24 protein-coding genes and 1 pseudogene are annotated in these 25619 nt (G+C 42.0%); 19 read left to right on the top strand and 6 right to left on the bottom strand.

Going from position 1 to position 25619, the window contains the following annotated elements; all coding sequences use genetic code 11:
- Positions 1-138: 138 nt before the first annotated feature.
- The 7 genes from ABT996_RS02500 to ABT996_RS02470 all read left to right on the top strand — a co-directional run bounded on the left by ABT996_RS02500 (position 139) and on the right by ABT996_RS02470 (position 4262).
- Entirely contained in the window at positions 139-492 is a 354-nt protein-coding gene (locus tag ABT996_RS02500) for a PadR family transcriptional regulator (protein WP_010689954.1), read from the top strand.
- Positions 485-1123 (top strand): DUF1700 domain-containing protein, encoded by a 639-nt coding sequence (locus ABT996_RS02495; RefSeq protein WP_010689953.1) that lies wholly within the window; start codon positions 485-487, stop codon positions 1121-1123. Before ABT996_RS02500 ends, ABT996_RS02495 begins: the two co-directional genes overlap by 8 nt.
- Positions 1107-2156, top strand: coding sequence for a DUF4097 family beta strand repeat-containing protein (locus ABT996_RS02490; RefSeq protein ID WP_035447116.1), 1050 nt, complete (start codon positions 1107-1109; stop codon positions 2154-2156). The genes ABT996_RS02495 and ABT996_RS02490 overlap by 17 nt, the downstream gene beginning before the upstream one ends.
- A gap of 28 nt (positions 2157-2184) precedes the next feature.
- Entirely contained in the window at positions 2185-2454 is a 270-nt protein-coding gene (locus ABT996_RS02485) for a PspC domain-containing protein (protein WP_035447119.1), read from the top strand.
- Positions 2455-2595: 141 nt separating this feature from the next.
- Positions 2596-3036, top strand: a complete 441-nt coding sequence (locus ABT996_RS02480) for a DUF3290 domain-containing protein (RefSeq protein ID WP_035447121.1) — start codon at positions 2596-2598, stop codon at positions 3034-3036.
- Between the two features lie 12 nt (positions 3037-3048).
- Positions 3049-3690 (top strand): DUF421 domain-containing protein, encoded by a 642-nt coding sequence (locus ABT996_RS02475; protein WP_010689945.1) that lies wholly within the window; start codon positions 3049-3051, stop codon positions 3688-3690.
- An 80-nt stretch (positions 3691-3770) separates the two neighbouring features.
- Entirely contained in the window at positions 3771-4262 is a 492-nt protein-coding gene (locus tag ABT996_RS02470; protein ID WP_010689944.1) for an antibiotic biosynthesis monooxygenase, read from the top strand.
- Between the two features lie 209 nt (positions 4263-4471).
- Here ABT996_RS02470 and ABT996_RS02465 read toward each other — a convergent pair whose 3' ends face one another.
- Complete coding sequence (locus ABT996_RS02465; protein WP_035447123.1) at positions 4472-4780, bottom strand: ArsR/SmtB family transcription factor; 309 nt, start codon at positions 4778-4780, stop codon at positions 4472-4474.
- A gap of 156 nt (positions 4781-4936) precedes the next feature.
- On the opposite strand from ABT996_RS02465, the gene ABT996_RS02460 reads away from it, so the two are divergent.
- From ABT996_RS02460 to ABT996_RS02445, 4 genes are all read left to right on the top strand, one after another.
- Positions 4937-6670, top strand: coding sequence for an ABC transporter ATP-binding protein (locus ABT996_RS02460; protein ID WP_035447126.1), 1734 nt, complete (start codon positions 4937-4939; stop codon positions 6668-6670).
- Complete coding sequence (locus tag ABT996_RS02455; protein WP_035447129.1) at positions 6671-8452, top strand: ABC transporter ATP-binding protein; 1782 nt, start codon at positions 6671-6673, stop codon at positions 8450-8452.
- A gap of 181 nt (positions 8453-8633) precedes the next feature.
- Positions 8634-9566 carry an ATP-binding cassette domain-containing protein gene (locus ABT996_RS02450; RefSeq protein WP_010689940.1) on the top strand — a complete coding sequence of 311 codons (933 nt, stop codon included), beginning with the start codon at positions 8634-8636 and terminating at the stop codon, positions 9564-9566.
- Complete coding sequence (locus ABT996_RS02445) at positions 9566-11092, top strand: ABC transporter permease/substrate-binding protein (RefSeq protein ID WP_035447131.1); 1527 nt, start codon at positions 9566-9568, stop codon at positions 11090-11092. The genes ABT996_RS02450 and ABT996_RS02445 overlap by 1 nt, the downstream gene beginning before the upstream one ends.
- Before the next feature lie 66 nt (positions 11093-11158).
- On the opposite strand, the gene brnQ is transcribed toward ABT996_RS02445, so the two are convergent.
- Entirely contained in the window at positions 11159-12502 is a 1344-nt protein-coding gene (gene brnQ, locus ABT996_RS02440) for a branched-chain amino acid transport system II carrier protein (RefSeq protein ID WP_035447135.1), read from the bottom strand.
- 199 nt (positions 12503-12701) lie between these two features.
- On the opposite strand from brnQ, the gene ABT996_RS02435 reads away from it, so the two are divergent.
- Entirely contained in the window at positions 12702-14555 is a 1854-nt protein-coding gene (locus tag ABT996_RS02435) for a heavy metal translocating P-type ATPase (protein ID WP_035447138.1), read from the top strand.
- A gap of 56 nt (positions 14556-14611) precedes the next feature.
- Here the strand turns inward: ABT996_RS02435 and ABT996_RS02430 are convergent, their stop codons facing one another.
- Positions 14612-15052 carry an ASCH domain-containing protein gene (locus ABT996_RS02430; protein ID WP_005922728.1) on the bottom strand — a complete coding sequence of 147 codons (441 nt, stop codon included), beginning with the start codon at positions 15050-15052 and terminating at the stop codon, positions 14612-14614.
- 125 nt (positions 15053-15177) lie between these two features.
- Here ABT996_RS02430 and ABT996_RS02425 point away from each other — a divergent pair, with 125 nt between their 5' ends.
- From ABT996_RS02425 to ABT996_RS02410, 4 genes are all read left to right on the top strand, one after another.
- A complete protein-coding gene (locus ABT996_RS02425; RefSeq protein WP_010689934.1) occupies positions 15178-16197 on the top strand; it encodes a LacI family DNA-binding transcriptional regulator in 1020 nt (339 codons plus the stop codon).
- 110 nt (positions 16198-16307) lie between these two features.
- Complete coding sequence (locus ABT996_RS02420; RefSeq protein WP_035447143.1) at positions 16308-18566, top strand: glycoside hydrolase family 65 protein; 2259 nt, start codon at positions 16308-16310, stop codon at positions 18564-18566.
- 10 nt (positions 18567-18576) lie between these two features.
- Positions 18577-19242: a beta-phosphoglucomutase gene (gene pgmB / locus ABT996_RS02415; RefSeq protein WP_010689930.1), complete on the top strand. Its 666-nt coding sequence runs from the start codon at positions 18577-18579 to the stop codon at positions 19240-19242.
- Positions 19243-19351: 109 nt separating this feature from the next.
- Positions 19352-19963 (top strand): LysE/ArgO family amino acid transporter, encoded by a 612-nt coding sequence (locus tag ABT996_RS02410; RefSeq protein ID WP_010689928.1) that lies wholly within the window; start codon positions 19352-19354, stop codon positions 19961-19963.
- Between the two features lie 75 nt (positions 19964-20038).
- On the opposite strand, the pseudogene ABT996_RS02405 reads toward ABT996_RS02410, so the two are convergent.
- Together ABT996_RS02405 and ABT996_RS02400 are read right to left on the bottom strand one after the other, a co-directional pair.
- Positions 20039-20551 (bottom strand): annotated as a pseudogene (locus ABT996_RS02405) (NAD(P)H-dependent oxidoreductase); the annotation flags it as partial.
- A 233-nt stretch (positions 20552-20784) separates the two neighbouring features.
- The gene (locus ABT996_RS02400) at positions 20785-22359 is read right to left on the bottom strand and encodes a cation:proton antiporter (protein ID WP_052006317.1); all 1575 of its coding nucleotides are present in this window, start codon (positions 22357-22359) and stop codon (positions 20785-20787) included.
- 123 nt (positions 22360-22482) lie between these two features.
- Here ABT996_RS02400 and ABT996_RS02395 point away from each other — a divergent pair, with 123 nt between their 5' ends.
- The 3 genes from ABT996_RS02395 to ABT996_RS02385 all read left to right on the top strand — a co-directional run bounded on the left by ABT996_RS02395 (position 22483) and on the right by ABT996_RS02385 (position 24821).
- Positions 22483-23058, top strand: a complete 576-nt coding sequence (locus ABT996_RS02395) for a DJ-1 family glyoxalase III (RefSeq protein WP_035447149.1) — start codon at positions 22483-22485, stop codon at positions 23056-23058.
- Positions 23059-23235: 177 nt separating this feature from the next.
- Positions 23236-24132, top strand: coding sequence for a hypothetical protein (locus ABT996_RS02390; protein WP_010689923.1), 897 nt, complete (start codon positions 23236-23238; stop codon positions 24130-24132).
- A gap of 125 nt (positions 24133-24257) precedes the next feature.
- Positions 24258-24821: a redoxin domain-containing protein gene (locus tag ABT996_RS02385; RefSeq protein WP_010689920.1), complete on the top strand. Its 564-nt coding sequence runs from the start codon at positions 24258-24260 to the stop codon at positions 24819-24821.
- 98 nt (positions 24822-24919) lie between these two features.
- On the opposite strand, the gene ABT996_RS02380 is transcribed toward ABT996_RS02385, so the two are convergent.
- The gene (locus ABT996_RS02380; RefSeq protein WP_081797062.1) at positions 24920-25549 is read right to left on the bottom strand and encodes a YoaK family protein; all 630 of its coding nucleotides are present in this window, start codon (positions 25547-25549) and stop codon (positions 24920-24922) included.
- Positions 25550-25619 lie beyond the last annotated feature (70 nt).

Here is a 25619-nt window from a genome sequence, read left to right as displayed (position 1 = left end):
GGTTTTATAGCCTACTTAGGGCTTTTTATATCAAATTTAATTTATTTTACAATATTAGTTGACTCTATATATTATACATCATATAATATTAGTGAAGTTAAGATATAACAGAGAAAAAAGAAAGGTGGGAAAAACCGCATGGAAATCAAAGTAACAGCTGATCTATTAGATGGTTTGGTCTTAGCCTTGTTAGAAAGTCAAGATTACTATGGATATGCGCTGACACAAGATATGCAGCAAGCGATCTCGATCTCAGAATCAACGATGTATCCGGTCTTACGTCGCTTACAAAAGGCAGAATATGTGACCACATACGATGCGCCTTATCAAGGACGCAATCGTCGTTACTACAAGATCACTGAGAGCGGGGAAAACCATTTACAACGTATCAAAAAAATGTGGAATGATTATAAGGAAAGTTTAGATGCTGTCTTTGCCGCAGCGGATAAGCGCAAGCAAAATGCACAAGATGAGGAGGGGCAACATGAATAGGGAAAAATATCTGGCTGAATTAGAAGAATACTTACAACCTTTAACGCCAGAAGAACGTGCCGATGCCATTATGTTTTATTCAGAATTTATCGATGATGCAGGGTTAGAGACCCGCAGTCAGATCGAAGAACGGTTAGGCACACCACGGCAATTGAGTCGGAAAGTCTTAGCTGATTATTCGATCAAGACGACCGATGAAGAAGTCAAGTATCAACGCACGGCGACCCCACAGTCAAATGTGAAGATGATCTGGTTGATCTTACTAGCTTTATTAGCTTCACCATTCCTCTTAGGTTTTGGTGGGATCATGATCGCAGTGTTGATCGGGATCTTAGTCTTACTGGCAGGGTTAGTTTTTGGCGCTGGCGTGCTCTTATGCGCCGGTGTAGTTGTAATGGGGCTCTTGATCTATATCGGGGTCGCAATGCTATTTAGCAGTTGGGCAGTCGGGCTCTTTTATCTAGGCTTAGGGCTGTTAGCCTTAGGGGGGCTTTTAGTCGTTATCCCGCTAGTCTATTGGTTGATCCGCTTGATCTTGCAAGGGATCGCCAACTTCTCCAAGTATCTCTATGATAACTTGAGTAAGAAACGCAAAGAAAAAGGAGGCAGTGACCATGAAGAAGACATTTAAATTTGGTTGGTTGATCTTAGCTATCGGTGCCGTGATCGCAATTGTGGGCGCTGTGTTCCACGGCGTTAAGGCAGTCGAATTCGATGGCTTAAAGGTCCAAGCCGTTAAAAAAGATAGAGATATTCAAAAGACGTATGCTAAAAAAGAATTTGATCGGATCGAGATCGAAAATGGGTCGGGTTATTTTGCGCCGGTCGATCTTGATATCAGACAAGGCTCTGATTATAGCGTTTCTTACAGTGGAAGTTCACGCTTTGAACCAAAGATCAGTTATCAAAATGGAACATTGAAGATCATTCGGGGGCGTAATATATCTGGTACAGTGAGCTTTGATTTTACGGATCATCGCACAAAGATCGATAGCAAATTAGTCATTACGGTACCCGAAAATGTAAAATTGAGCACGTTAAAAGTTGAAGGTATCTATAATAACCTCGACTTGGAAAAACTAAATGTTGGAATGCTAGAGCTTGACTTAAATCACACTAAAAAACTTGAATTAAATGAAGTGACGGCAGAAAGAACAGACGTTGATACTGGTATTGACGCTGGTCAGATCATCAACTCTAAGCTCAACAATGGTAAATTAGAATTTACTGCAGAGGCTGATCTAGACCTAGTGGTTTCAGGTGGTGAACTAAATAACATCAAAGTCAAAACAGAAGGTCGAGGCAGAGTCTACTATAAAGACGGGCTAGTCTTGAATGGTGGGAGTACACAATTAGCTGACATCGAATACGGTTATGAGTATAGCGATGATGAAAGTGATAGCGAAGATGTTGATGACACCGAGCCAAGTCCAGATCTTGATGCCGATACGATCACAGTCAAGGGTAAATATGAGATCAAAAACACAAATGGTGCGATCCGTGTCGGCAATGTAACAGTACAAGGTTACCGTTTGACCAACAAACATAGTAAAAATACATTACATGACCAACAACAGACAAATGGTGGTACACTAGAAGAAAATGCAGATCAAGCTGATGTCTTGACTTTAGATAATCAAACCGGCGAAAATACGGTAAAGTAAATCAATTAATTGAAAGGATGAAGTTGCGATGGCAAAAACAAAAAAAGAATTAACAAAATCAAATGATAAAGTAGTTTCAGGTGTCTTTGGTGGTGTCGCAGAATACTTTGGCTGGGATAAAGCGATCACCCGGATCATTGGTGCGATCTTGATCATTTTCCCGGGAAATATTGTCCTTGGTTTATTGATCTACTTCATTGCCGCTTTAGTTATACCTGATGCACCAAGTAATGGTCGTAAAGATTCACACCATTCAGAAGATGATAGTGTGATCGAAGGCGAATTTAAAGAAAAATAATGTTAAGTAATAGAGCTTCGCTGGTCGGATAGATCAGCGAAGTTTTTTTCTATTTTTAATTTTTTATTCAAAAAAATAGGTATAGTATTTTAGACAATTCCTCGGTATCATAAAAATAAAAAAATGACTGAGGTAATGAAAATGACATTTTATACCTTACAATATCTTCAAAATCAACGTGAGGTAAATCAGTTGGTGATCTATACCTTAGCTGCGATCGGTTTAGTTATATTATTGTTTGCAGTTTTGATGTATTCACGCAATCGTTTAGATACTAAATACCGCGATATCAGTATCATTATGTTACTGGTGATGCTTTTCTTGTTTGGCTTAGGCTACAGTAACTATGAGCAACACCGTACGCAAACATTAACGACTTCACAGGTCCAACCATTTTTACGTTCGGTTGTACGTGAAGAAGGTGTCAGTACAAAAGACGTGGCTGTCAACAGTCGTAGTCTTGCGGATGGGATCATCGTGAAAGTCAAAGATAAGTACTATCGGGTCGAATTAAGTGTCGATCGTAACAGTTATAAGTTGGCCCGGACGCATTTGATCAATAAAGATATTACGATCCAATAGGGGGATTTTAACGTGGAATTTTATGGACCGATAATTGGCAAATTTATTTTAGGGATGTTATGTATCATCTTACAGATAAATATTGTTGGTAAACGAAATTTAGCCCCAGTGACAGCACTCGATCAAGTACAAAATTACGTACTTGGTGGGATCATCGGGGGGATCATTTATAATCAAGATATTACGGTGCTACAGTTTTTGATGGTGCTCATCATTTGGACTTTAGTGGTGATGGTCTTGCAATTTTTAAAAAATCATAATCGCTTAGCCAAGGTGATGATCGATGGACGCCCAGCGATCTTAGTCAAAAATGGCAAGCTCGACGTGGAAACTTGTTTAAAACGCGGGGTGACGGCCGATGAATTGATGTTTAGATTGCGGGTCAACGGGATCTATGAGTTAGCGCGGGTCAAACGGGCCGTTTTGGAACAAAATGGCCAATTGACAGTGCTCGAATACGGTGATGATGAAAGTATTCGCTACCCCTTGATCAGTGATGGGATCATCAATTACGATATTTTAGAAATGATCTCACGGGATGAAGCCTGGCTTGATGAGCAATTGCAAAAGAACGGCTTTAAGAGCAGTACAGAGGTCTTTTTAGGCGAATACATCAGTGGTAAGTTACATTTTGTGGGTTATCCAAAGAAATAATTAGCAGTTTTTAGCTAATAGGTTTAGAATAGTCCTAGTGCTATACTAATAAAGTAAGTCTGCTGAAAGAAGGATGAATTATGCCATTAAATGAAATTAATTTGGCCTTAGGACCAGAAAAAATGTTGACGACGATCTCAGACCGTTACGCTGACCGGAATTTTTTACTTTATCGTGCATTAGCCAATAAAGATGGATATTTGCTCGTTGATATTTCCGGTGAACATACAGTGTTTGAATCTGGTTTGAATTATCGCGTCTTAAAAGAGATCGGTGAAACGGATTGGGACGGCCTACTAGAATTGCGGTATGTGACTTTAGATACTGATCAACAAAAAGTTTTCAATGCAGTTGTTGATTCTTGGAACAACAAAGCTGCGCGTCCCCTTGGGTTGAAGGCTTCTAAAGTGTTGATCTCTTTGAAAAAGGATTTCCAATTCCTCTTGTTGAATGTCTGGGAAGATGAACAAGACTATTTGGCTTGGAATAATTCACCTGAAAATAAATTAGCGCAATTTGGACACGATGGTAACCGTGCCCCAGTAGATAAGCTCTACATGCGCGTAAGATAAGCTACACAAGAATATGAGATATGACAAGGGATCCACTGTGATACAAAAATATGTATCACAGTGGATCCCTTGTTGCATAGCCTGTTCATAGTCGTGCTCCAGAATGCAGCCTCTAGAAAATAGCAACACCCCAACTTTGAGGTGTTTTTTGCCTCGGAGTTGGGGTGCAGTTATTTCTACGGAGCTGAGCGCAATCCTCCGCACTGTGATTAGTCTTCGTTGATGTGTTCTTCTACTTGCTTGAAGATCGTGATGATGTGGTTGTCGGCTAGCGTGTAGTAGACGTGTTGCCCGTCACGCTTGCTGGAAACTAGTCCCGTTTGGCGCAAGATCTTTAATTGATGTGAGACCGCTGATTGCGTCATACCGATCGCCTCGGTGATCTCATTTACTGTAAGTTGTTTTTCAAATAATAAATACAAGATCTTATAGCGAGTCTCATTGCCAAATGCTTTGAAGATCTGTACACTGGCTTCTGTTTCCTCCTTTGAAGGGAGATTTAAATCATTATCCATCATAATATTCACCTTGTGTCTTGCTAGAGTTAATAGATTTCCTAACTATTATAGCAAAACTATTTTTAAATTGAGTGGTTGAATAAAAATTAAAATTCCGCTAGACTTGTACATACGAAGCAAAAATGTCTTAATAAATTTATCATTATGGAGGGGAATATGGAGATCTTAAAACCACACTTGAAAAACTATTTGGGTGCGATCATTGGTGCGGTCATTTCGATCATTGTGGCTGCAGGTGCATCTCTATTGCAACCGCGTATCCTACAATTTATCTTAGATAATTTATTAAAAAATGATCGCCAGGCAATGTTCAATTACGGGATGATCTTGATCGCTTTAGCGGTGATCGGGGTGATCGCTGGGATCTTGAATGTTTATTTTGCCGCTCGGGTCGCTCAAGGCGTTACCAGTGATCTGCGGGAGGAGACATACCGTAAGATCCAAACATTTTCTTTGAGCAATATTGAAAAATTTTCGGCTAGTACCCTAGTCGTCCGTTTGATCAACGATATGAATCAAGTGCTAAATGTTGTGATGACGACCTTTATGCAAGTTTTACGGATGCCGATCATGATCATCGGGGCTTTTGTGTTGGGGATTGTCACTATTCCACGTTTTTGGTGGCTACAAGTCGTGATGTTTTTAGCCGTTGCTTTAGTCATCGGGCTGACTTTCCCGCAATTAGGTAAGATGTTTGATCGTTTCCAAAAGAAATTAGATCGCAGTAATACGATCGCTAAGGAAGCGATGCAAGGTATTCGAGTGATCAAATCTTTTAACCAACAAGAAAACGAAGAAGAACGTTTTGGTGAAGTTTCAGATGAGATGAATGATCTAAATATCAAGATCGGTTATGTGTTCTCCTGTTTATTGCCAGCCTTTTTCTTAGTCTGCAATGTGGGGATCACGGCAGTCGTTTATTTAGTTGGGATAAATGTAGAAAATAACCCGGGTGAACTGGCAGCGATCACTTCATATATCGGGTATCTGATGCAGATGTTATTTACATTAGCCTTTGGTGGGATGACGATGGCGATGTATGCGCGTGGTTTTGTTTCTTTGGGCCGAATAAAGGAAGTTTTAGATACAAAACCAGATTTAACATTTGATCCAAATGCACCAGAAGTAGAGCTTGATGGGACTGTTGAATTTGATAATGTCTCATTTGCTTATCCTGGGGCTGAAAATGAAACGCTCAAAAATATCAGTTTTAAAGTTGCTCCAGGTGAATCGATCGGGGTCATCGGGGCCACTGGCTCAGGGAAATCGACCTTAGCTCAGTTGATGACTCGTTTATACGATCCGACTTCTGGGGTCGTTAAAGTTGGTGGGGTCGATCTGCGTGAGGTAAATGAAGGTTCATTGCGTAAGGCGGTATCACTAGTCTTACAAAAAGCCTTACTCTTCTCAGGTAAGATCTCAGATAACTTGCGCCAAGGTGATCGGAATGCTACCACTAAAGATTTTAGATGGGCAGCCCGGATCTCACAGGCAGCTGAGTTTGTGGAGCGCTATGATGATCAATATGAACATCCCGTTGAAGAGCGTTCGGCGAACTTCTCTGGTGGGCAAAAGCAGCGTTTGTCGATCACGCGTGGGGTCGTCGGTAAGCCAAAAGTTTTGATCTTGGATGATTCGACCTCGGCTCTAGATGCTAAGTCGGAAAAACGAGTCAAAGAAGCGCTAGAAAAAGAATTGACGCAGACGACGACCTTTGTGATCGCAGAAAAGATCTTCTCCGTGATGGATGCTGATCGGATCATGGTCTTAGATCAAGGTCAGATCGTAGCATTGGGATCGCATCAGGAGTTATTAGCGAATTCACAGGTCTACCGTGAGATCTATGAGACGCAACGTGCTAAAGATAAGATCGAGGAAGGGGAGCTGTAAATGAAGGATTTTAAAATTGCCTGTGGCTACTTTTGGAAGTATTTGAAGCAATATTGGCTAGCTGTGACAATTATGATCGTTTTGACTTTACTAGCGACCTTTTTCCAAGTGATCGCACCGATCTACATGGGAAATGCGGTCACGGCTTTGACTAAGTATGTCGCTCAATTAGCTGACCCAGTGACACGTGCGAGTGCCTCAATGGCTGCTTTTTATACGGCATTGAAATTGATGGCACTGTACTTCTTATTGAATGTGTTAGCTCAATTCATTGCTTGGATGATCATGTCTAAGTTTAATGCGGACGCAACCAATGGCATGCGCAAAAACTTATTTGCTAAATTGCAACGTATGAAGATCCGTTATTTTGATACGCATCAAGACGGGAAGATCTTATCGTTATTTACGTCAGATATCGATAATATCTTCAACGCTTTGAACAATGCGGTCTTTGAGATCGTTTCTCAGGGGGCACTTTATATCGGAACATTGATCGTGATGTTTTCGATCAACGTCAAACTAGCTTTGATCACTGTAGCCTCGACACCATTTGTGCTAGTGATCGCTCTAGTTATCATGTCAAAGGCCCGGAAATATTTAGATGCCCAACAAGATGAGATCTCAAATCTAAACGGTTATGTCAATGAACAGATCAACGGTGAACAGGTCATTTTGAGCAACGGTCTCCAACAAGAATCGATCGCTGGGTTTAAAAAATATAACCAGCGTGTTAAAGATACGATGTTTAAAGGTCAATTCTATTCCGGTCTCTTGTTTCCTTTGATGCAAGGTCTGTCATTATTGAACCTAGCGATCGTGATCGTTGGGGGGATCTGGTTGATCGTGGCGGACTCGATGAATACAGCGACTGGTCTAGGCTTGATCGTGATGTTTGTGCAATATTCGCAAACCTATTTCCAACCACTGACACAATTGACCTCGATCTACTCGATGATTCAGCTGGCATTGACCGGTGCGAGACGTTTGGCTAAAGTCGAAGCCCAAGCAGAAGAGGATCTAGTTTTGGACGGTAAAAAGCAGGAGGGCTTACGTTCAAAAGTAGCTTTAAATGATGTGCATTTTAGCTATGATGAAGGTAAAGAGATCTTGCATGGGATCGATCTGTCAGTAGATAAAGGTCAGATGCTAGCCTTAGTTGGACCAACGGGATCAGGTAAGACGACGACGATGAATCTTTTCAATCGCTTTTATGACGTTGATTCTGGGTCGGTGACTTTTGATGGAGTGGATGTACGCGACCTTACACTCAAGTCATTGCGTTCAAAAGTTGGGATCGTATTGCAAGATTCGTTGCTCTTTACCGGAACGATCGCCGATAATATCAAATACGGCAAACCAGATGCTAGTGATGAAGAGATGATCGCCGCGGCTAAACAAGCACAGATCCACGATTTCGTCGTTAGTTTGCCCGATGGATATGCAACTAAAGTCAGTGATGAGCAGTCGATCTTTTCAACGGGGCAAAAGCAATTGGTAAGTATTGCGCGGACTTTACTGTCCGACCCTGATTTCTTGATCTTAGACGAAGCGACATCTAACGTTGATACGGTGACGGAAGAAAATATCCAACAAGCAATGGATGCAGTCCTAGCTGGACGCACGAGCTTTGTGATCGCGCACCGCTTAAAGACGATCGTCAATGCCGATAAGATCGCAGTTCTACGCGACGGTAATGTGATCGAGCAGGGCAGTCATGCAGAGTTGATCGCCCAAAAAGGTTTCTATTACGATCTATATACAAACCAAATGGTGCTGGATTAACGAACACAGTGCGCAGAAAAGCGGGTAACTCCGTAAAAATCATGTATCCCACTTTTGAGACCGTTTTTGTCTCGAAAGTGGGATCTTTTTATTTCCGGGGAAATATTGATTTGAGCGTATCAATTGTATTTTTGCTTACTTTCCGTCAGACTAGATGATATGAAAGTACGAGGTGAAAGCGATGATCCATTATCAAGATGTAGGGATGAAATATGGTGAGAACACGATCTTAGAGCATATCGATCTTGAGATAGATGCTGGGGAATTTTTTGTGCTAGTGGGTCCCAGTGGTAGTGGTAAAACAACGCTCTTACGGATGTTAAATCAACTGACGATCCCCACTCAAGGCAATATTTATCTAAATGACAAGAAGATCAAAGAGTATGATAAGCAAAAATTACGCCTAAATACTGGATATGTGTTACAAGATAGCAGTTTATTCCCAAATTTGACACTGGAAGATAATATCACGATCCAACTCGAACAACTCGGAGTAGGCAAGGAAAAACGCCGGGCGCGAGCACATGAATTGTTGCGAGCGGTCGAACTTGATCCTAAAGTATTTGCCAAACGTAAGCCAGCTGAACTTTCAGGTGGCCAAAAGCAACGCGTGGCGATCGTCAGAGCTTTAGCCACTAAGCCAGACTTAGTTTTGATGGATGAATCATTTAGTGCCTTAGACCCTGTGTTGAGGCGCCAGTCGCAGGATCTGATCTTAGATCTGCACCAAAAATTAAAGCCGACGATCGTTTTTGTGACACACGATATGCAAGAAGCTTTGCGTTTGGGTGATCGGATCGCTGTTATCCATGCGGGACATTCACAACAAGTCGGCACACCTACGCAGATCATGCAACATCCTGCCAATGAATTTGTAAAGGACTTCTTTGATCCTGAATGCCCTCACTTTTGGAACTTGGAATATTTATTACAAACTACGTATCCGACTAAGATCGCAGATGCTAAATATGCGATCGAGCTCGAGAGTTTTGATGACTTATTGATCCAACTGCAAAAAACGCCTGAGTTGCAATTCACGTATCAAGCCCAGACTTATCAGATCACCTATCAAGCGCTCCTGGCTTATCTAGCAGAACAAGGGGGACGGAGCTAATGGCAAAATTATTTGAAACGCTCAGTGTGCAACGCACTGAGATCTTACAGGCACTGGGGCAGCATTTGACGATCTCACTTATTTCATTAGTGATCGCTATTTTGATCGCAGTCCCTTTAGCGATCAGTTTGCGTGATCGACCATTTTGGGGCGAGGCTGGTTTGCAGGTAGCTGGGATCATCCAAACGATCCCCAGTTTAGCGTTATTAGGGCTCTTGATCCCATTAGTTGGCATTGGAACGCTCCCAGCTGTGATCGCTTTGACGTTATATGCGATCATGCCGATCTATCAAAATACGTATGCAGGGCTGAAAAATGTCGATCCCAATTTAAAAGAGGCTGCTCAAGCATTTGGGCTTTCACGCTGGAAACAACTGCAACGGCTCGAATTTCCGTTAGCTTTACCGTTGATCTTATCGGGGATCAGGATCGCCTTAGTCATGGTCATCGGTACGGCAACTTTAGCTGCTTTTATCGGTGCTGGTGGCCTAGGAAGTTATATCATGCTGGGGATCCAGCAAAATAACAATGATTATCTGCTGATCGGGGGCATCTTGTCGGCAGCTTTAGCCTTTATCTGTAGTGGTCTTTTAAAATTTATCGGCAAAAATTCTCGTCGGATCTATGCAACTTTGGCGCTCTTAGCTCTTTTGGGAGCAGGCGTTGGTGGGGTAAAAGTATACGAAACTTTACAGCCCAAGCCCGTTAAAGTCGTGATCGCCGGCAAACTTGGCAGTGAACCCGAGATCTTGATGAATATGTATAAGGAATTGATAACCCAAGCTGATCCTAAAGCCGAAGTGACATTAAAACCTAACTTTGGTGGAACGACATTTCTGTTCAAAGCACTGCAAAAGGGGCAAGTTGATATCTATCCTGAATTTACTGGGACAGTCTTAGAGGCGTTGGTCGATTACGATCAAAAGACACCTGGTGATCCAAAAAAGACCTATACGCTAGCGCAAAAGCAATTATTAAAGCAGTATGATCTGCGCTATTTAAAACCGATGGCGTATCAAAATGGTTATGATCTAGCAGTGACTAAGGAATTTTCGCAAAAATACAATGTGACTAAATTAAGTGATCTGGCACGGGTCAATGATAAGGTCCATGCCGGCTTTGATCCCGATTTTTCCAATCAAGAAGATGGTTATTTGGGCTTAAAGCAAGCCTATAATTTAGATTTTGGCAAGATCTCGGTCATGGAGCCCGCCCTACGCTATCAAGCGATCGCGCAAAAGAAGGTCAATTTGGTCGATGGATATACGACTGACCCGCAAGTGCGCCAATATGATCTAGTGGTGCTAGAAGACGATAAGAACTTTTTCCCACCGTATCAAGGAGCACCGTTGATGAATGAAAAATTTGCCAACGATAATCCTAAAATCGTACAAAGTTTAGAAAAATTAGCTGGCAAAATTACGACTAAAGAGATGCAAGAAATGAACTATGAAGTCAGTGTTAAGCATCAAAAGGCCAGTGTAGTCGCCCATAAATATTTAGTCGAACATGGACTGTTAAAATAAGCGGGATACAAAGAGGGTCTACCATGATGACTTTACATCATGATAGACCCTTTTATTATTTATATTTTACTTTTTACGCATGAAATATCCGATCAGACCGATGACTAGGCCTAACAAACTAAAGCAGACCCACCCAAAGCCGAGCTCAAAGAATGGGAAATAAGTTTGAGCAAACTTGAGCAGTGTTTGGACTAGCACAGTTTCTTTTAGCCCAGCTGGCAAAACATTCAACATGTCAAAGAAAGCAGGGATCAAAGTCAGAAATGTCGTAGTTTTGTAGACCAAAGCGTAATTGTTGAACAATGGTGAACAAACACCTAATAAGATCAAAGTGATCGCTAACGGGTATAAAAACATCAAGACTGGTAATGACCAAGCGATGATCGCATCAAGTCCGAGGTTAGCGATCGCAAATGATAGCAAGCAATAGACCAGTAAGATCGCTTTATATGAAAAACGACTGAATAGTTGATGGAAGGCTTGGGAACAGGCGATCGCAAGCCCCATTGAAGTCGATAAACAGGTGATCGTCGTCAAAGTCGCCAACAATGCATCACCAAAAACGCCCATATAGTGATGAGAGATCTGCGTTAAAGTGATCCCACCGTTTTCTGCCAAGCCAAAAGTCGAGACACTTTGCGCTCCTAATAAGATCAAGGCAATATAGATGATCCCGATCGAAAGGATCCCAAGTGAACCACCTTTAGCAGTTGCCAAAGCGATATCTTTTTTATCCTTCAGACCAAATTGGCGAACGGCCGTAACGACAGTGATCCCAAAAGCGATCGAAGCCAAAGCATCCATCGTGTTGTAGCCCTGGAGAAGCCCCGAGGTCAAGGCGCCCGTCAAATATTCCTTAGTGATCGGTGCACTCGCAGCTGAACTGAGCGGGCTGATAAAAGCTAGTAAAAAGATCACAAATAACATTACTAAAAAGACAGGGTTGAGCACCTTACCGATCAAAGCGGTGATCTTACTTTCTCGACTAGATAGAAAGTATACCAATAAAAAGAAGATCGCTGAATAGATCAATAGGCCTAATGATTGCTGATTTTGTGGAATATGTGGTGCAAATCCGATCGTAAAGGGAACGGTCGCCGTTCTAGGGGTCGCAAAAAATGGTCCGATCGTAGCGTAGATCAAGATCATAAAGAGTAACGCATAGCTGTGCCCGACTGGACGCGCTAATTCATAAATGCCACGTGATTGCGTGATACTGATCGATAGTAGACCTAAAACTGGTAGTAAAACACCTGAGGCTAAAAAGCCAACTGCAGCGCTTAGCCAGTGGCCCCCAGCCATTTGGCCTAAATGAACGGGAAAGATCAGGTTGCCAGCCCCAAATAACATCCCAAAGATCAAAGAGCCGATCATTAGATAATGTCTGAAAGTTAATTTCTTACTGTCCATAAAATCCTCCTATACTATTTATAAAAAAAGTCCTCTCAGGTCAAGGCGGCCAGACAGGACACAAGTAATATTTAACTTTTAAGCTACATTATTTTTGCTTAAAAGTCAAAGTAATTCAAATAGTTGCATGGTGAAATTAAAAATGCTACACTTTAATTGAAAATATGAACATATATTCATAAATTTAGAGGTGAGAATAATGAGGGAGATCATTTCCGCAAACAAAAATAAAATTATTCAGATCGTAATTACAATTTTGCTATTTTTAGTGGCACATTTGCCAAATTTAAGTACTGGACTGGAATTTGCTATTTACCTAGTGGCTTATCTGATCATCGGGTTTGGTGTGATCAAAGAAGCGATCGAGCATATCTTTCAAGGTAAATGGTTCGATGAGAATTTTTTGATGATGATCGCAACAGTTGGAGCTTTTGCTGTCAAACAATATCCCGAAGCGGTCGCCGTGATGTTATTTTATGCTTTAGGTGAACTCTTTGAAGATATTGCAGTTGAGCGTTCACGCGCTTCGATCACACAATTGTTAGATATTCGTCCAGAATATGCTAATTTAGTCGCCGAAGATGGCAGTGTAACTAAGATCGCGCCCGCACAAGTCCAACTTGGTGAAGTGATCAAGATCAAACCAGGCGAACGTGTACCTTTGGATGGTAAAGTTATTAGTGGAAGTGCATATTTAGATACGGCTGCGTTGACGGGTGAATCTGAACCGCGCTTGGTCGAAGCTGGAACCCAGATCTTGAGCGGTGCGATCGTGTTAGACAGTGTTCTCGAAGTTCAAGTGACCAAGCCGTATGGTGAATCAACGGTCGCTAAGATCTTGGAATTAGTTCAAAATGCAAGTCAAAAGAAGGCGCCAACGGAAAAATTCATCACCAAATTTGCGCAAGTCTACACACCGATCGTGGTCGGAGCTGCGTTATTATTGGCGATCATTCCACCGCTATTTTTTGGCCAACCATTTAACGAATGGTTCTATCGGGCATTGATCTTTTTAGTGATCTCATGCCCATGTGCGTTAGTCATTTCGATCCCTTTGGGCTTTTTTGCCGGGATCGGTGCCTCATCTAAGGCTGGTGTTTTGGTCAAAGGAAGCAACTACTTAGAATTATTGACGCAGATCCAGGCTTTAGTGTTTGACAAGACTGGAACTTTAACAGAAGGCAAATTCCGGGTCGAAAATGTCTATCCTAATGCAGGTATCAAAGAAGCTGAATTAGTTGAATTGGCAGCGATCGCCGAGATGCATTCACCGCATCCGATCGCGCGTTCGATCGTGGAGTATTTCCCAGGAAAATTACCGACCGAAAAATTAGCAATTGTAAAAGAAGTGGTCGGTCAAGGGATCAAGGCGGTTTTTGCTGACCAAGAATTATTGGTCGGTAAAAAAGCTCTGTTGAATGAACACGGGATCGCGTTGGCAGAATTACCAACAACAACTACGGGTACACTAGTCTATGTTGCTTATGCTGGCAAATATTTGGGCTGCTTAGAGATCGCTGATACGCTCAAACAAACTTCCGCAACAACGCTAAAAGAACTCAAAAAACAAGGGATCAAGACGGTGATGCTGACGGGGGATCGGCAAAAAACAGCGGATGCGATCGCGTCTAAATTGGCGATCGACACGGTCAAAGCAGAACTTTTACCGCAAGATAAGTTGACTGAAGTTGAAAAGTTACAACAAGCTCAAACTAGCAAAGTCGGCTTTGTCGGTGATGGGCTAAATGATACCCCTGTTTTGGCGAGTGCTGATGTTGGGATCGCTATGGGAGCTTTAGGCTCTGATGCGGCGATCGAAGCAGCGGATGTTGTTTTGATGCGTGATGATCCAGCGGCGATCTTACGTGTTTTAAATATTGCGCGTTGGACTAAAAAAATTGTTTGGCAAAATATCTGCCTAGCTTTAGGAATTAAATTTGTCTTTTTGATCTTAGGTGCCTTTGGTGACGTAACGATGTGGGAAGCTGTGTTTGCGGATGTTGGGGTCACTTTGATCGCAGTTTTGAACGCTTTGCGGATCATGCGTAAATAACACACAATACTAAATAAACCGATCTGACTAGTATCTGGCTGGTCAGGTCGGTTTATTTAGCTAAAAACAACTTCAAATTCTTCACAGACGACTTCGAGTTCAGGCGTAAAGTCCAGCTTTACTTCGGCTAATTCATCAGTGAAGAAAGCTTGATGGACTTTACGCCAATAGGCTAGGCTCCGATCGCCTTCGCCCTCTAAATAAGCATGGCGTGCGGAAACGTTTTTAAATAATGTGCGGTAGACTTTGGTCGTTTTGGTGATGCAGATCGCCTTGTCGTTGCCATCTAAGATGATATTATATTCACCGACTTGAGGAAGGGGCTCATTTTCTAGCGCATATAAGGGATAAGAAGATGTAGTAGCTGTTTTTTGCCCGCGCAAAACAAGTTTGGCTAAAAGATCAGGTTCACAGCCAAAAGCCCAAGCTTCATGAGGGGCATTGGCAAGCGTTGGATCACCGGCACAAAAGGCGTGCCACATTTCAGTTGCATTCATCGGCTAGTACCTCGACTAAATTTTTTCAAAGTATAGCATAATTTTTTGATGAATGCTTGCATAAAGATATTTTGACGGTATATACTTAGATTTATGCAAACGTTTTTATGGAAGGTGGTGCTCAGATGGCAACGATAAAAGATGTCGCTAAAAGAGCTGGTGTTTCGCCGTCAACGGCTTCACGCGCGATGCATGATAGTCCGTTGATCAGCGAAGAGACCAAGGATAAGGTGCGCCAGGCGATGAGAGAGCTGGATTATTCGCCTAATTTTGCTGCTCAAAATTTAGCTAATCAAACCTCAAATACGATCGGGGTCATTTTGCCAGCCCGCGAAGAAGCTGTGGGGGACAATCCGTTTTTTATCCAGATCATCCAAGGCTTAGCTTCGATCTGCAATGCGCACGATCAGTTAGTCTCGGTTGCGTCTGGTCAAACGACTGAAGAACTGATCAAAAATATCGAAACGATGATCAAGCGCGGAAATATTACGCGCTTCGTATTTGTCTATTCCCAAGCCAATGATCCGGTGCTGGAATGTATCAAGCAACATTCAAAGATCCACTATGTTGTGATCGGTTCACCATATACCGATAAAGAGACAACGTGTTATGTAGACAATGATAATTTCAAAGCGGGATATGATGCAACTAAATTCTTGCTGGACAAAGGAATTGCCCAAGTCGTCTATGCCCACACTAATTTAGCTGAAAAAGTACAAAATGCACGGTATAAGGGGTATTTAGCAGCTTTAGCTGAAGTTGGTCTAGCTGAATCACCGCTGTGTTTGAGTACAGTTCCGGCTGCTGAAATGCAAAATGCCCAAGCTTTTAGTAAGATAATGGCTAAAAGTAGTGGTAAAGTCGGGGTCGTAGCGTGTGATGACATATTGGCGCTTGAGATCCAGCACCTCTGTGATATTTGTGAGGTCGAGCGATCTGAACTTGCTTTGTTGGGCTTTAATAACTCATTGCTGGCTAAAACGGCACGCCCAGCCTTGACTTCAGTTGAGATCTTTCCACGCTTTTTAGGTTCCGAAGCTGCGGCGTTAGCGATCAGCACTAAGGAAAATGACAATTTAAAGCTGGAGACCGATCATGTAGTCGTACCACATAAGATCGTGGAACGAGCTTCGACCAAAATCTAAAAATCTCAGAAAAAGAGATTTTTTTTGCTTGCAAATGCAACCGATTGCATTTATAATCAATATGTAAAATGAAAACGTTTAAATTATATTTTTAAAAGGTGGTCAGTGTAATGAAAAGAATTTTTGAAATCGATCCATGGAAAGTAGTCACACATGAATTTAAACCCGAAGAAAAACGACTCCAAGAAAGTATGACAAGTATTGGAAACGAATACATGGGTATGCGTGGGATGTTTGAAGAAACATATTCCGGCGATACACATAAAGGTATTTATCTTGGGGGCGTTTGGTATCCAGATAAGACACGTGTTGGTTGGTGGAAGAACGGTTATCCTGAATATTTTGGTAAAGTTATCAATGCGGTCGACTTCACTAAAGTTGACATCAAGTTGAACGGCTCTTCTGTTGACTTGGCTAAGGATGAATTTTCAGACTTTGAACTTGCACTCGACATGAAGAAAGGGATCTTGAACCGGAGCTTTATCGTTGAAAAAGACGGTCAAAAATTCCGTTTGAACTTTGAACGTTTCGTCAGTGTAGCACAAAAAGAACTCTACGCTTCCAAGATCACGGTTGAAAACTTAAACGATACTGAAGCAAACGTTGAGATCAAATCATACATTGATGCGGATGTTTTTAATGAAGATGCAAACTATGATGAAAAATTCTGGAATGTTTTGGCACAAAATGTAGCTGAAACACATATGTCTTTAACGGCACAAACGATCCCAAATAACTTTGGTACACCACAGTTTACAACTGAAATGTTAGCTGACCACGTAACAGATCTACGACCAATGGCAGCTGAAACGACTGAAAAGAGCGTAGTCAATATCTTTGCAGGCCAAGTTGCGGCTGGTCAAACAGTAGCCTTTGAAAAACGCGTGATCGTGGTAACTTCACGTGATTACGATACACAAGAAGCTTTAACACAAGCTACGCAAACTTTGAGCCAAAAACAAGCTGAAAAATCATTTGAAGAATTGAAAACAGAACAAGCAGCTGGTTGGGCTAAGCGTTGGGAGAAAGCTGATGTTGAGATCTCAGGTAATGCTGAATCACAACAAGGTATTCGTTTCAACTTGTTCCAACTCTTCTCAACTTACTACGGTGATGATGCCCGCTTAAACATCGGGCCAAAAGGTTTCACCGGTGAAAAATATGGTGGTGCCACATACTGGGATACAGAAGCTTTCGCAGTTCCATTGTATTTAGCTTTAGCTGACGAATCGGTGACAAAGAACTTGCTCAAGTATCGCTATGATCAATTAGCAGGGGCTTACCACAATGCACAACAACAAGGTTTGAAGGGTGCATTGTATCCAATGGTGACTTTCAATGGGATCGAATGCCACAACGAATGGGAGATCACATTTGAAGAGATCCACCGTAACGGAACGATTGCCTATGCGATCTACAACTATACTCGTTACACCGGCGATGAAGAATATGCGACCCACAACGGCTTTGATGTCTTAGTCGGGATCGCACGCTTCTGGGCTGATCGTGTGCATTACTCCAAGCGCAAGGGTCAATACATGATCCACGGCGTAACGGGACCAAACGAATACGAAAACAACGTCAATAACAACTGGTACACCAACATGTTGGCTAAATGGTGCTTGAACTATGCAAATGAGATCGCTGATAAAGTTTCAGCTGAAAAATTAGCTCAACTCGATCTTGGCGAAGCAGAACGTCAAAAATGGCATGAAATTGCGGATAACATGTACTTGCCTGAAGATCAAGAACTCGGGATCTTCGTTCAACATGATACCTTCTTAGACAAAGATCTGACACCAGTTAAAGATCTTCCAGAAGGACAATTACCATTGAACCAAAACTGGTCATGGGATAAGATCTTGCGGTCACCATATATCAAACAAGCTGATGTTTTACAAGGGATCTATTACTTTGTAGAAGACTTCACGCCAGAACAAAAAGAAAAGAACTTTGATTTCTACGAACCATTGACCGTGCATGAATCAAGTCTTTCTCCATCGATCCACTCTGTTTTAGCTGCTGACCTTCACAAAGAAGATAAAGCTTTTGAAATGTATTCACGGACAGCACGCTTAGACTTGGATAACTATAACAACGATACTGAAGATGGCTTGCACATCACTTCAATGACTGGTTCATGGTTAGCGATCGTTCAAGGCTTTGCAGGGATGCGTGTGATCGATGGTGAACTTGAATTTGCACCATTCTTACCTAAGGAATGGGACGGCTACAAGTTCCGGATCAACTTCCGCGGCCGTTTATTGAGCATCGAAGTCGATAAGACAGGTTCTAAGATCGAATTGTTGAAGGGTGAACCTTTGAAGATCAAGTTAAATGGCGAAGAAACAGAATTAACAGTAAAATAGGAGGAAACTAATGAAAGGTGCAATTTTTGATTTAGACGGTGTGATCACCGATACAGCGAAGTTTCACTTTGAAGCTTGGAGCCAACTAGCAAAAGAACAATTAGGACTAGTTTTGCCTGCCGAATTTGAAGCTGAATTAAAAGGGATCAGTCGGACTGATTCTTTGATCAAGATCTTGGAATTTGGTGGTTTACGTGATAACTATACTGAAGAAGAGATCTTGGCGATGGCCGAAAAGAAAAATGGCTATTACTTGCAAGCGATCGAAACTTTGACAAAAGAAGATATTTTGCCAGGGATCACCCGTTTGATCGGTGAATTAAAAGATCATGGTGTTAAATTATCAATTGCTTCAGCTTCCAAGAATGCGCCGGCGATCTTAGAAAAGTTAGGCTTATTGGACGAGTTTGATGCGATCGCTGATCCAAGTAAAGTCGCTAACGGCAAACCAGCACCCGACATCTTCTTAGCTGGTGCCAAAGCAGTTGAGCTTGAACCAAAGGATTGCGTTGGAGTCGAAGATGCTGTTTCGGGTGTAGCTGCGATCAAAGCTGCGAAAATGACAGCGGTGGCCGTAGGAGATGAGACTGAATTAGCTCAAGCAGATGTAGTCGTTCCAACGACAGCAGATTTCTCCTATGCCCTTTTTGAAAAGACATGGGAAGCTGCTAAATAAGTAAATAATTTTAGAGGTCAGGGGGAAACTCTGGCTTCTTTTTTGTCCTCTCGACTAAAATCTATGTTATGATTCAAATAAGAGTATTTTAGAGAATGGGGAGAGTAATTTGGCTTATTGGCAAGGTTTATTGATCGGTTTTGCCTTCGTGGCACCGATAGGGATGCAAAATGTGTATGTGTTCAACAACGGCTTATCATATAAATTGAGTCGAGCTTGGCTGTATACTTTTTTAGTTTGGGTCTTTGATGCGCTCTTTTGTTTAGCGGCTTTCTATGGTATCGGGGCTTTGATCACCCATAATCATACATTGAAATTATTTATCATGTTAGCCGGTGGTCTCTTGACGGCTTATATCGGCTGGGGGATCATCCGGGCCGCTAACCAACGTGCTTTGACGAGTGATGATAACAAGATCAGCTTAAAACAAGCGATCACGACCGCTTTTGTAGTCAGTTGGGCTAATCCGCAAGCTTTGATCGATGGGACGATGATGTTGGGGGCTAGTCGCGGGACTTTGACCTTTGCTGAAAGTATCTTTTTCATCATCGGAGTCGTCAGTGCTTCCTTTATTTGGGATATGGGGATGACAACGGCATTTAATGTCTTTCGTCACAAGATCCCAGATAAACTGCTGTTGTGGATCAATTTGATCAGCGGGATCATTGTTGTTGCTTACGGTATTTTCTTATTTGTCGAAGGTGGCAAACAATTATTTTAATAGACCGACAATAAATAAAGCGGGCCTCACTACGTATTTGTATCGTGGTGAGACCCGCTTTTCTGCGCACTGTGATCAAAAAACGTTCGCGATCTTAGTTAGTTGTTTTTGGCAATGCTTTAACGAAAGATCGCAGCTGGTGCAACAATTTGTTAAACCTTCAATATGTAGTGTGGTAAAATCCTTTAACCCGTGGAAGGCCAAAAGCTTTTGGAGATATTTATTTCCCAGGTTATGTTTGTGTTTATATGTGTCCCAAAAATACTTGAGTGTTCTGGGATGATAGGTCCGAACTGTTGCTTGGAGATGCAAGGCTTTTTTGTGTGGTGCCAGCTCGCTCAATGTTGCTACGATCAGATCTAAGTATTGTTTGAGCTCCGCGGGTAAGAACCGTTGTTGGATCGGAGCGACGAAAAGATATTTATCAGCAAGCATAAAATTATTAAGCCATTCATCATGCTCGCAAAGCAATTTTTGTTCAAACGCTGATAGTGGCTTTTGATGTTGCTTTTTCCGCAAGGCCATTAACATTTGTGAGTTTAGCGTAGGTGTACCACCATTGATAAGATCGTGAAAAATGATCCGATCTTTGGGGTGAGCTTGCTAATAACTTGTAATAAAATGTTGGTTAAGCCGATCCAAATGCGTACTTTTATCTTTGGCGTATGCTTGGATGACTAAAAGTGTTGACATAATAATACCTCTAGTTCTTTATCTATAAAAATTTATGATATGCCAACTTAGTGGGGATGTCAACCTGCCAAAGTGAAGGGGGTATAAAAAGCCACCTAGAGTAATTGATCCTCTAGGTGGCATTTATTCTATTCTTCTTCGTTATATGGATCGATCAGTAAGGCTTCAGCTAAGAGAAGTTCTTCATAGATAAAGTAGGCTTCTTCAAAGGTGAGCTTGCCTTCGTGGATCGCTTGGCGAATATAGGCGCGTTCGGCAAAGAAACAGCGCTGGAAGATCCTGACCTGCATATGTTGAAAACGTGAATTACGGATCTTTGGTAATCGAGTGATCCGATGCCAACGCTTGGTAAATTCTTTCAAGGTCGATTCGCGGGATTGGTCTTTTAAATAGGCGATCACGAGTTTTGTTATCGGTGTCGGTAACTTCATTTTGTGAACTTCAGTGATCCCGGCTTGGACCATTTCTGAGCGAACTTGGTCAAGTTTGGCTAAAGTTTCAGCGCGATTGGGTTCTTTAGGTAAGATGAAGCGTAAGACGATCGTTGGAACTAGCATGCTTAAAATGATCAAAGTCAATTCGGACATCAAGATCAGATTAAAGTGTTCGCTGGCAACTCCCAGACCAGGTAGTGTGAAAACTAAGGCTAGTGTAACCGCCCCATGAACACCGCCGATCGCAAACAGCCATGCATCTAAATTATTTTCCTTTAATTTGAAACGTGCATAACAGTAGCGGACGAGTAGATTGACGAGATACAAGATCAAACCACTCAAGCCCCAGAGCGAAATATTCAACCAGCTGAATTGTTCAAGCATGATCTTGGTCGAGGTGATCCCAAAGACGACAAAAACCAAACTATTCAATAGATCAGCGAAGACTCGCTGGAATTCCCGGGCAGTAAAGTTTTGGCGCGCATCAGCAAATAAGGCGACGCGTTCCTCGCTGTTATGCAACAGACCTGAGACAACAACGGCGATGATCCCAGAGAGATGAAGTTCCTCAGCGATGATATAGATCATAAACGGGGTGACCAGATAGATCAGCGTTTGGATCGAAACGGTATTGATGAAAACACGCAAAATGTGTTGTCTAAAATACATTAATAACATTGAGATGATAAAGCCGACCAGAACACCACCAATAGCCAAAACGAAAAAGTCGGTCATGATATGCTGGATACTCAATTCATCTAACACGAGCCAGACAGCAGTTGCTTGCAGTAAGACTAGCCCAGAAGCATCGTTAAATAGCGATTCGAGTTTTAAAAGGGAGTTGGTCTTTTTGGGTAATTCAAGTCCTTCCGAAACAGAAGCGGTCGCGGTCGCATCGGTCGGAGTGCTGATCGCTGCCATAACAAAGGCCAAAGGCAACGATAAACCCAGGAAATAGTGCAACGAAAACCCAGCAAGCAAGGTACTTAAGGCCACCATGATAACGGTGATCCCCACGATGACTTTTAGATGGTGACGCACAAAACTAAAAGCAGTAGCTTGTCCTTCATAAAAGAGCAAGGGTGCGACTAATAAGATCATGAAAACTTCGGCATTGAATGTGGCAACGTGTTGACTGACAGGTGGTATCAGGCCACATAAGATCCCCACAAAGATACTCACATAGTTAGGTGAAATTTTGGGAATATATTTTGATACGATCAAACTAAAAATAGCTGCAAAAATCAAAATGAAGGCTGTAGCTAACACTAGATGGACCTCCTTGATAAATTTAGGTTGTTTACAATTTTAACATGTTTTTAGTCCAAAAATTAGCCCTTAACGAAATTTTGGACTAGAATAGAGTTAGTAAATATTTTAGGGGGCTTTATAATGACAAAAACAGCAGCAGTGATGATCGCACCTGGTTGTGAAGAAGTTGAAGCACTATCAAGCGTTGACGTTTTACGGCGTGCCGGGATCAAATGTGATATGGTCGGTTTATTCGATAAGATCGTCAATGGTGACCATAATATCGTGTTGACTTGTGATAAGGTCATGGATGAAAGTTTATTGGACTATGATATCGTGATCTTCCCAGGTGGCTTGCCCGGTTCAGAAGCCTTGCGGGACAACGAGACATTGCGTCAGTTCATGGTCGAACGTAAAAAAGCTGGTAAGTGGAATGCAGCGATGTGTGCTGCGCCGATCGCTTTTGCACGCTATGGCTTGTTGGATGATAGCCAATATACGTTATATCCAGGAATGGAAGCTGGGATCGCAGATGAAGTCAAAAACGGTAACTTTGACGAAGCTTTAGTTGTCGTAGATGAAAAGAATCATTTGATCACCAGTCGCGGACCAGCCACAGCTTGGGCTTATGCTTATGAGATCGCCAAAGTTTTAGGCGCAGACGTGGATAAATTAAAAGATGGTATGCTTTACAACATGTTGATGTTGAGCCGTTAGTGATGAAAGACCAGAAGTTATTTTCTGGTCTTTTTTTGCGTACTGTTCGTGGTCGTGCTGCGCATTGTGTTATAGTCGTATTACACACTGTATTCAAAATTTGGTATCTTTCTCCTAAATAATGTATCCTTAAGGTAGAAATAATTGAACAAATTGAATATAACGGAGGATGAGATCATGAATAAATTTTCAAAAGTGACCTTGGCGTTACTCTGTACGGTCGTTTTGGCGGGGTGCTCCAGTAATAATGAATCAAAAACCAATGCTAAAGAACAAAGCACCTCTCAAACGACTAAAAAGAGCAGTAGCCAAAAGCAAAGCTCGACTAGTCAGGATAAAGATAAAGAAAGTCAAAGTTCTGAACAAAGCAGTAGCCAAGAACAGAGCTCAAACACCGAAAGTAGTGCGACCGATGAAAGTCAAGCAGCGGCTAATAAACTTTCTAATAACGAATTGATGCAACAAGGTGCGATCTCGATGCGCCAAAATTTGGGAGATACTGCCCTTGTAGCGACACTATCCGGCAAAGAAGATAGTCATAAAAAAGTTAGCGTCTCTTATAGTGGCGATCTAAATAACTATACTGCTAACTATTATCTCGAAAATGACGCTAAACCAGTCAACGATGAAAGCTTAAAAGATAAATCACCATACGCTACTTTGACAAAGAAAACTTATGCTTCGACCGATGAAGCAGTTAGCCAGATCGAGTATCAAAATGATGCTTCACAAGGGAATTTACCTAAGATCAGCTTAGGTTACGGCTTGCAAGCTACCGTCAATAGCGGTGCCGGGCAACGCTACTTGCATTGGAATGAAGGAAACTGGTCCTTTACCATGCATGGAAGCCCATTTGCCGGTGAAGATCCAGCAACAGCTGCCCGCAAGGCCGTTACCCTTTTGGAACGCTATCGTTTACCAGCACCATCACAACGTGGGAGTGGTCGCTTGGAAGCTTCCAACAAAGCAGGCTTTTTGACCCAATCGCTTACTTGGAATAAAGATAATGTGGTCTACGAATTTAAGGCTGATAATTTAGAAACTTTAGTTCTAGTAGCAGCTAGTTTACAGTAAAAAATTTAGTTTAAAAAAATTCTAAAAAACCTTTATTAACCCCAGTATATAAAGATTGACAAATAGATTTACTAGACTATACTAAGAGTTGTACCAAAGAAAAATAAAAAGTGAGGCGTTCTTAGATGAATTACATTGGGCAAGAGATTCAAGATTTTTCAGTTAAGGCATATCAGCAGGGCGAATTAAAGGATGTCACCAAAAAAGACGTTTTGGGTAAATGGAGCGTGTTCTTCTTTTATCCAGCTGACTTCTCCTTTGTCTGCCCAACTGAATTAGAAGATTTACAAGCTAAATATTCCCAATTCAAGGCAGCTGGAGCAGAGATCTACTCTGTTTCCGAAGATACTGAGTTTGTGCATAAAGCATGGGCTGAAGCTTCTGATGGTATCGGTAAGATCGAATATCCGATGTTAGCTGATCCAGCTGGTAAATTAGCTAAAGCATTTGATGTATTGAATGAGGAACTCGGTCAAACATACCGTGCTGCCTTCATCGTTGATCCAGATGGTGTGATCCAATCATATACGATCAACAACATGGGGATCGGCCGGAACGCCTCTGAGATCTTCAGAACGCTTCAAGCAGCCTCCTTTGTACGCGCACATGGCGATAAGGTCTGCCCAGCTAGCTGGCAACCAGGCGATGATGTGTTGGAACCAGGCTTAGATCTAGTTGGTAAATTATAATTAAAGAATGAGACTGAAAAAAGTCAAAAAAATAAGATGATCTGTAGCACACGGATCATCTTATTTTTTGGCGCGGAAATCTGTAGAGTTGTCCCGGGTTATTTTTCATGTCGCAATAAATAAAGGTACCGCAGCATCACTGCACTCAAAATCACAGTGATCGCCCAGATCGTATGGATCCCCCAAAGTTTTTCCAACTCAGCTGAACACAGAGCACCGAGCGCAAAAGCAAGGGTGATCGCTAAATATAATTTAGCTGCATGCTTATCAGCTAAACTGTGAGAGAAGAAAAATCCGTTCCAAGCGATCATGCCTTTTTTGATATTTCCCGTGGAAAAGGAGTTGTTGTAGGGGATGCCCTCGATCTTGCTAAATGAAGTCGTTTGGATCCCGATCCCAAAGGCCAGTGGTGGCACGACTAGATAGTCGGGGGTACTGACGGGCAAGAAACCAATCAATAGACAAGCCAAGATACAGGGGAGCAATGATAAAGGTTTGACGTAGGGAGAGTCTAGTTTTTTAGCGAGGAAGCTGATGACAAAGATCCCTAAAATAAAGAAGATAAAGGTAAAAAAGCGCGTTTCCGTGATCGTAAGTCCCTTGCTGGCAATATCGACGGCTAAGAAGACGATGTTACCGGTCTGCCCCGCGACCAGCGAATGTTCCCGCAAGACATAGGTATAGGCATCGATATAGCCACCACAAAATGCTAAAGTCAGCCCAATCAAAAGCGATTGGGCGTATTTTTGTTTGATGATTTCATAATTATTGATAAGACCACTTCCAGATAAAAAATTA

The organism is Ligilactobacillus sp. RTP31139st1_D10_RTP31139_211217 (assembly GCF_040226755.1).
Lineage (GTDB): Bacteria > Bacillota > Bacilli > Lactobacillales > Lactobacillaceae > Ligilactobacillus > Ligilactobacillus animalis.
This window is presented reverse-complemented; position numbering and strand designations above follow the sequence as displayed.

Coding starts and splice junctions, on each gene's coding strand:
- ABT996_RS02435 (WP_035447138.1), top strand. CDS start 12,702: ATGAGGGAGATCATTTCCGCAAACAAAAATAAAATTATTCAGATCGTA.
- ABT996_RS02395 (WP_035447149.1), top strand. CDS start 22,483: ATGACAAAAACAGCAGCAGTGATGATCGCACCTGGTTGTGAAGAAGTT.
- ABT996_RS02495 (WP_010689953.1), top strand. CDS start 485: ATGAATAGGGAAAAATATCTGGCTGAATTAGAAGAATACTTACAACCT.
- ABT996_RS02390 (WP_010689923.1), top strand. CDS start 23,236: ATGAATAAATTTTCAAAAGTGACCTTGGCGTTACTCTGTACGGTCGTT.
- ABT996_RS02450 (WP_010689940.1), top strand. CDS start 8,634: ATGATCCATTATCAAGATGTAGGGATGAAATATGGTGAGAACACGATC.
- ABT996_RS02430 (WP_005922728.1), bottom strand. CDS start 15,052: ATGAATGCAACTGAAATGTGGCACGCCTTTTGTGCCGGTGATCCAACG.
- brnQ (WP_035447135.1), bottom strand. CDS start 12,502: ATGGACAGTAAGAAATTAACTTTCAGACATTATCTAATGATCGGCTCT.
- ABT996_RS02460 (WP_035447126.1), top strand. CDS start 4,937: ATGGAGATCTTAAAACCACACTTGAAAAACTATTTGGGTGCGATCATT.
- ABT996_RS02465 (WP_035447123.1), bottom strand. CDS start 4,780: ATGATGGATAATGATTTAAATCTCCCTTCAAAGGAGGAAACAGAAGCC.
- ABT996_RS02455 (WP_035447129.1), top strand. CDS start 6,671: ATGAAGGATTTTAAAATTGCCTGTGGCTACTTTTGGAAGTATTTGAAG.
- ABT996_RS02480 (WP_035447121.1), top strand. CDS start 2,596: ATGACATTTTATACCTTACAATATCTTCAAAATCAACGTGAGGTAAAT.
- ABT996_RS02445 (WP_035447131.1), top strand. CDS start 9,566: ATGGCAAAATTATTTGAAACGCTCAGTGTGCAACGCACTGAGATCTTA.
- ABT996_RS02500 (WP_010689954.1), top strand. CDS start 139: ATGGAAATCAAAGTAACAGCTGATCTATTAGATGGTTTGGTCTTAGCC.
- ABT996_RS02385 (WP_010689920.1), top strand. CDS start 24,258: ATGAATTACATTGGGCAAGAGATTCAAGATTTTTCAGTTAAGGCATAT.
- ABT996_RS02490 (WP_035447116.1), top strand. CDS start 1,107: ATGAAGAAGACATTTAAATTTGGTTGGTTGATCTTAGCTATCGGTGCC.
- pgmB (WP_010689930.1), top strand. CDS start 18,577: ATGAAAGGTGCAATTTTTGATTTAGACGGTGTGATCACCGATACAGCG.
- ABT996_RS02470 (WP_010689944.1), top strand. CDS start 3,771: ATGCCATTAAATGAAATTAATTTGGCCTTAGGACCAGAAAAAATGTTG.
- ABT996_RS02425 (WP_010689934.1), top strand. CDS start 15,178: ATGGCAACGATAAAAGATGTCGCTAAAAGAGCTGGTGTTTCGCCGTCA.
- ABT996_RS02485 (WP_035447119.1), top strand. CDS start 2,185: ATGGCAAAAACAAAAAAAGAATTAACAAAATCAAATGATAAAGTAGTT.
- ABT996_RS02420 (WP_035447143.1), top strand. CDS start 16,308: ATGAAAAGAATTTTTGAAATCGATCCATGGAAAGTAGTCACACATGAA.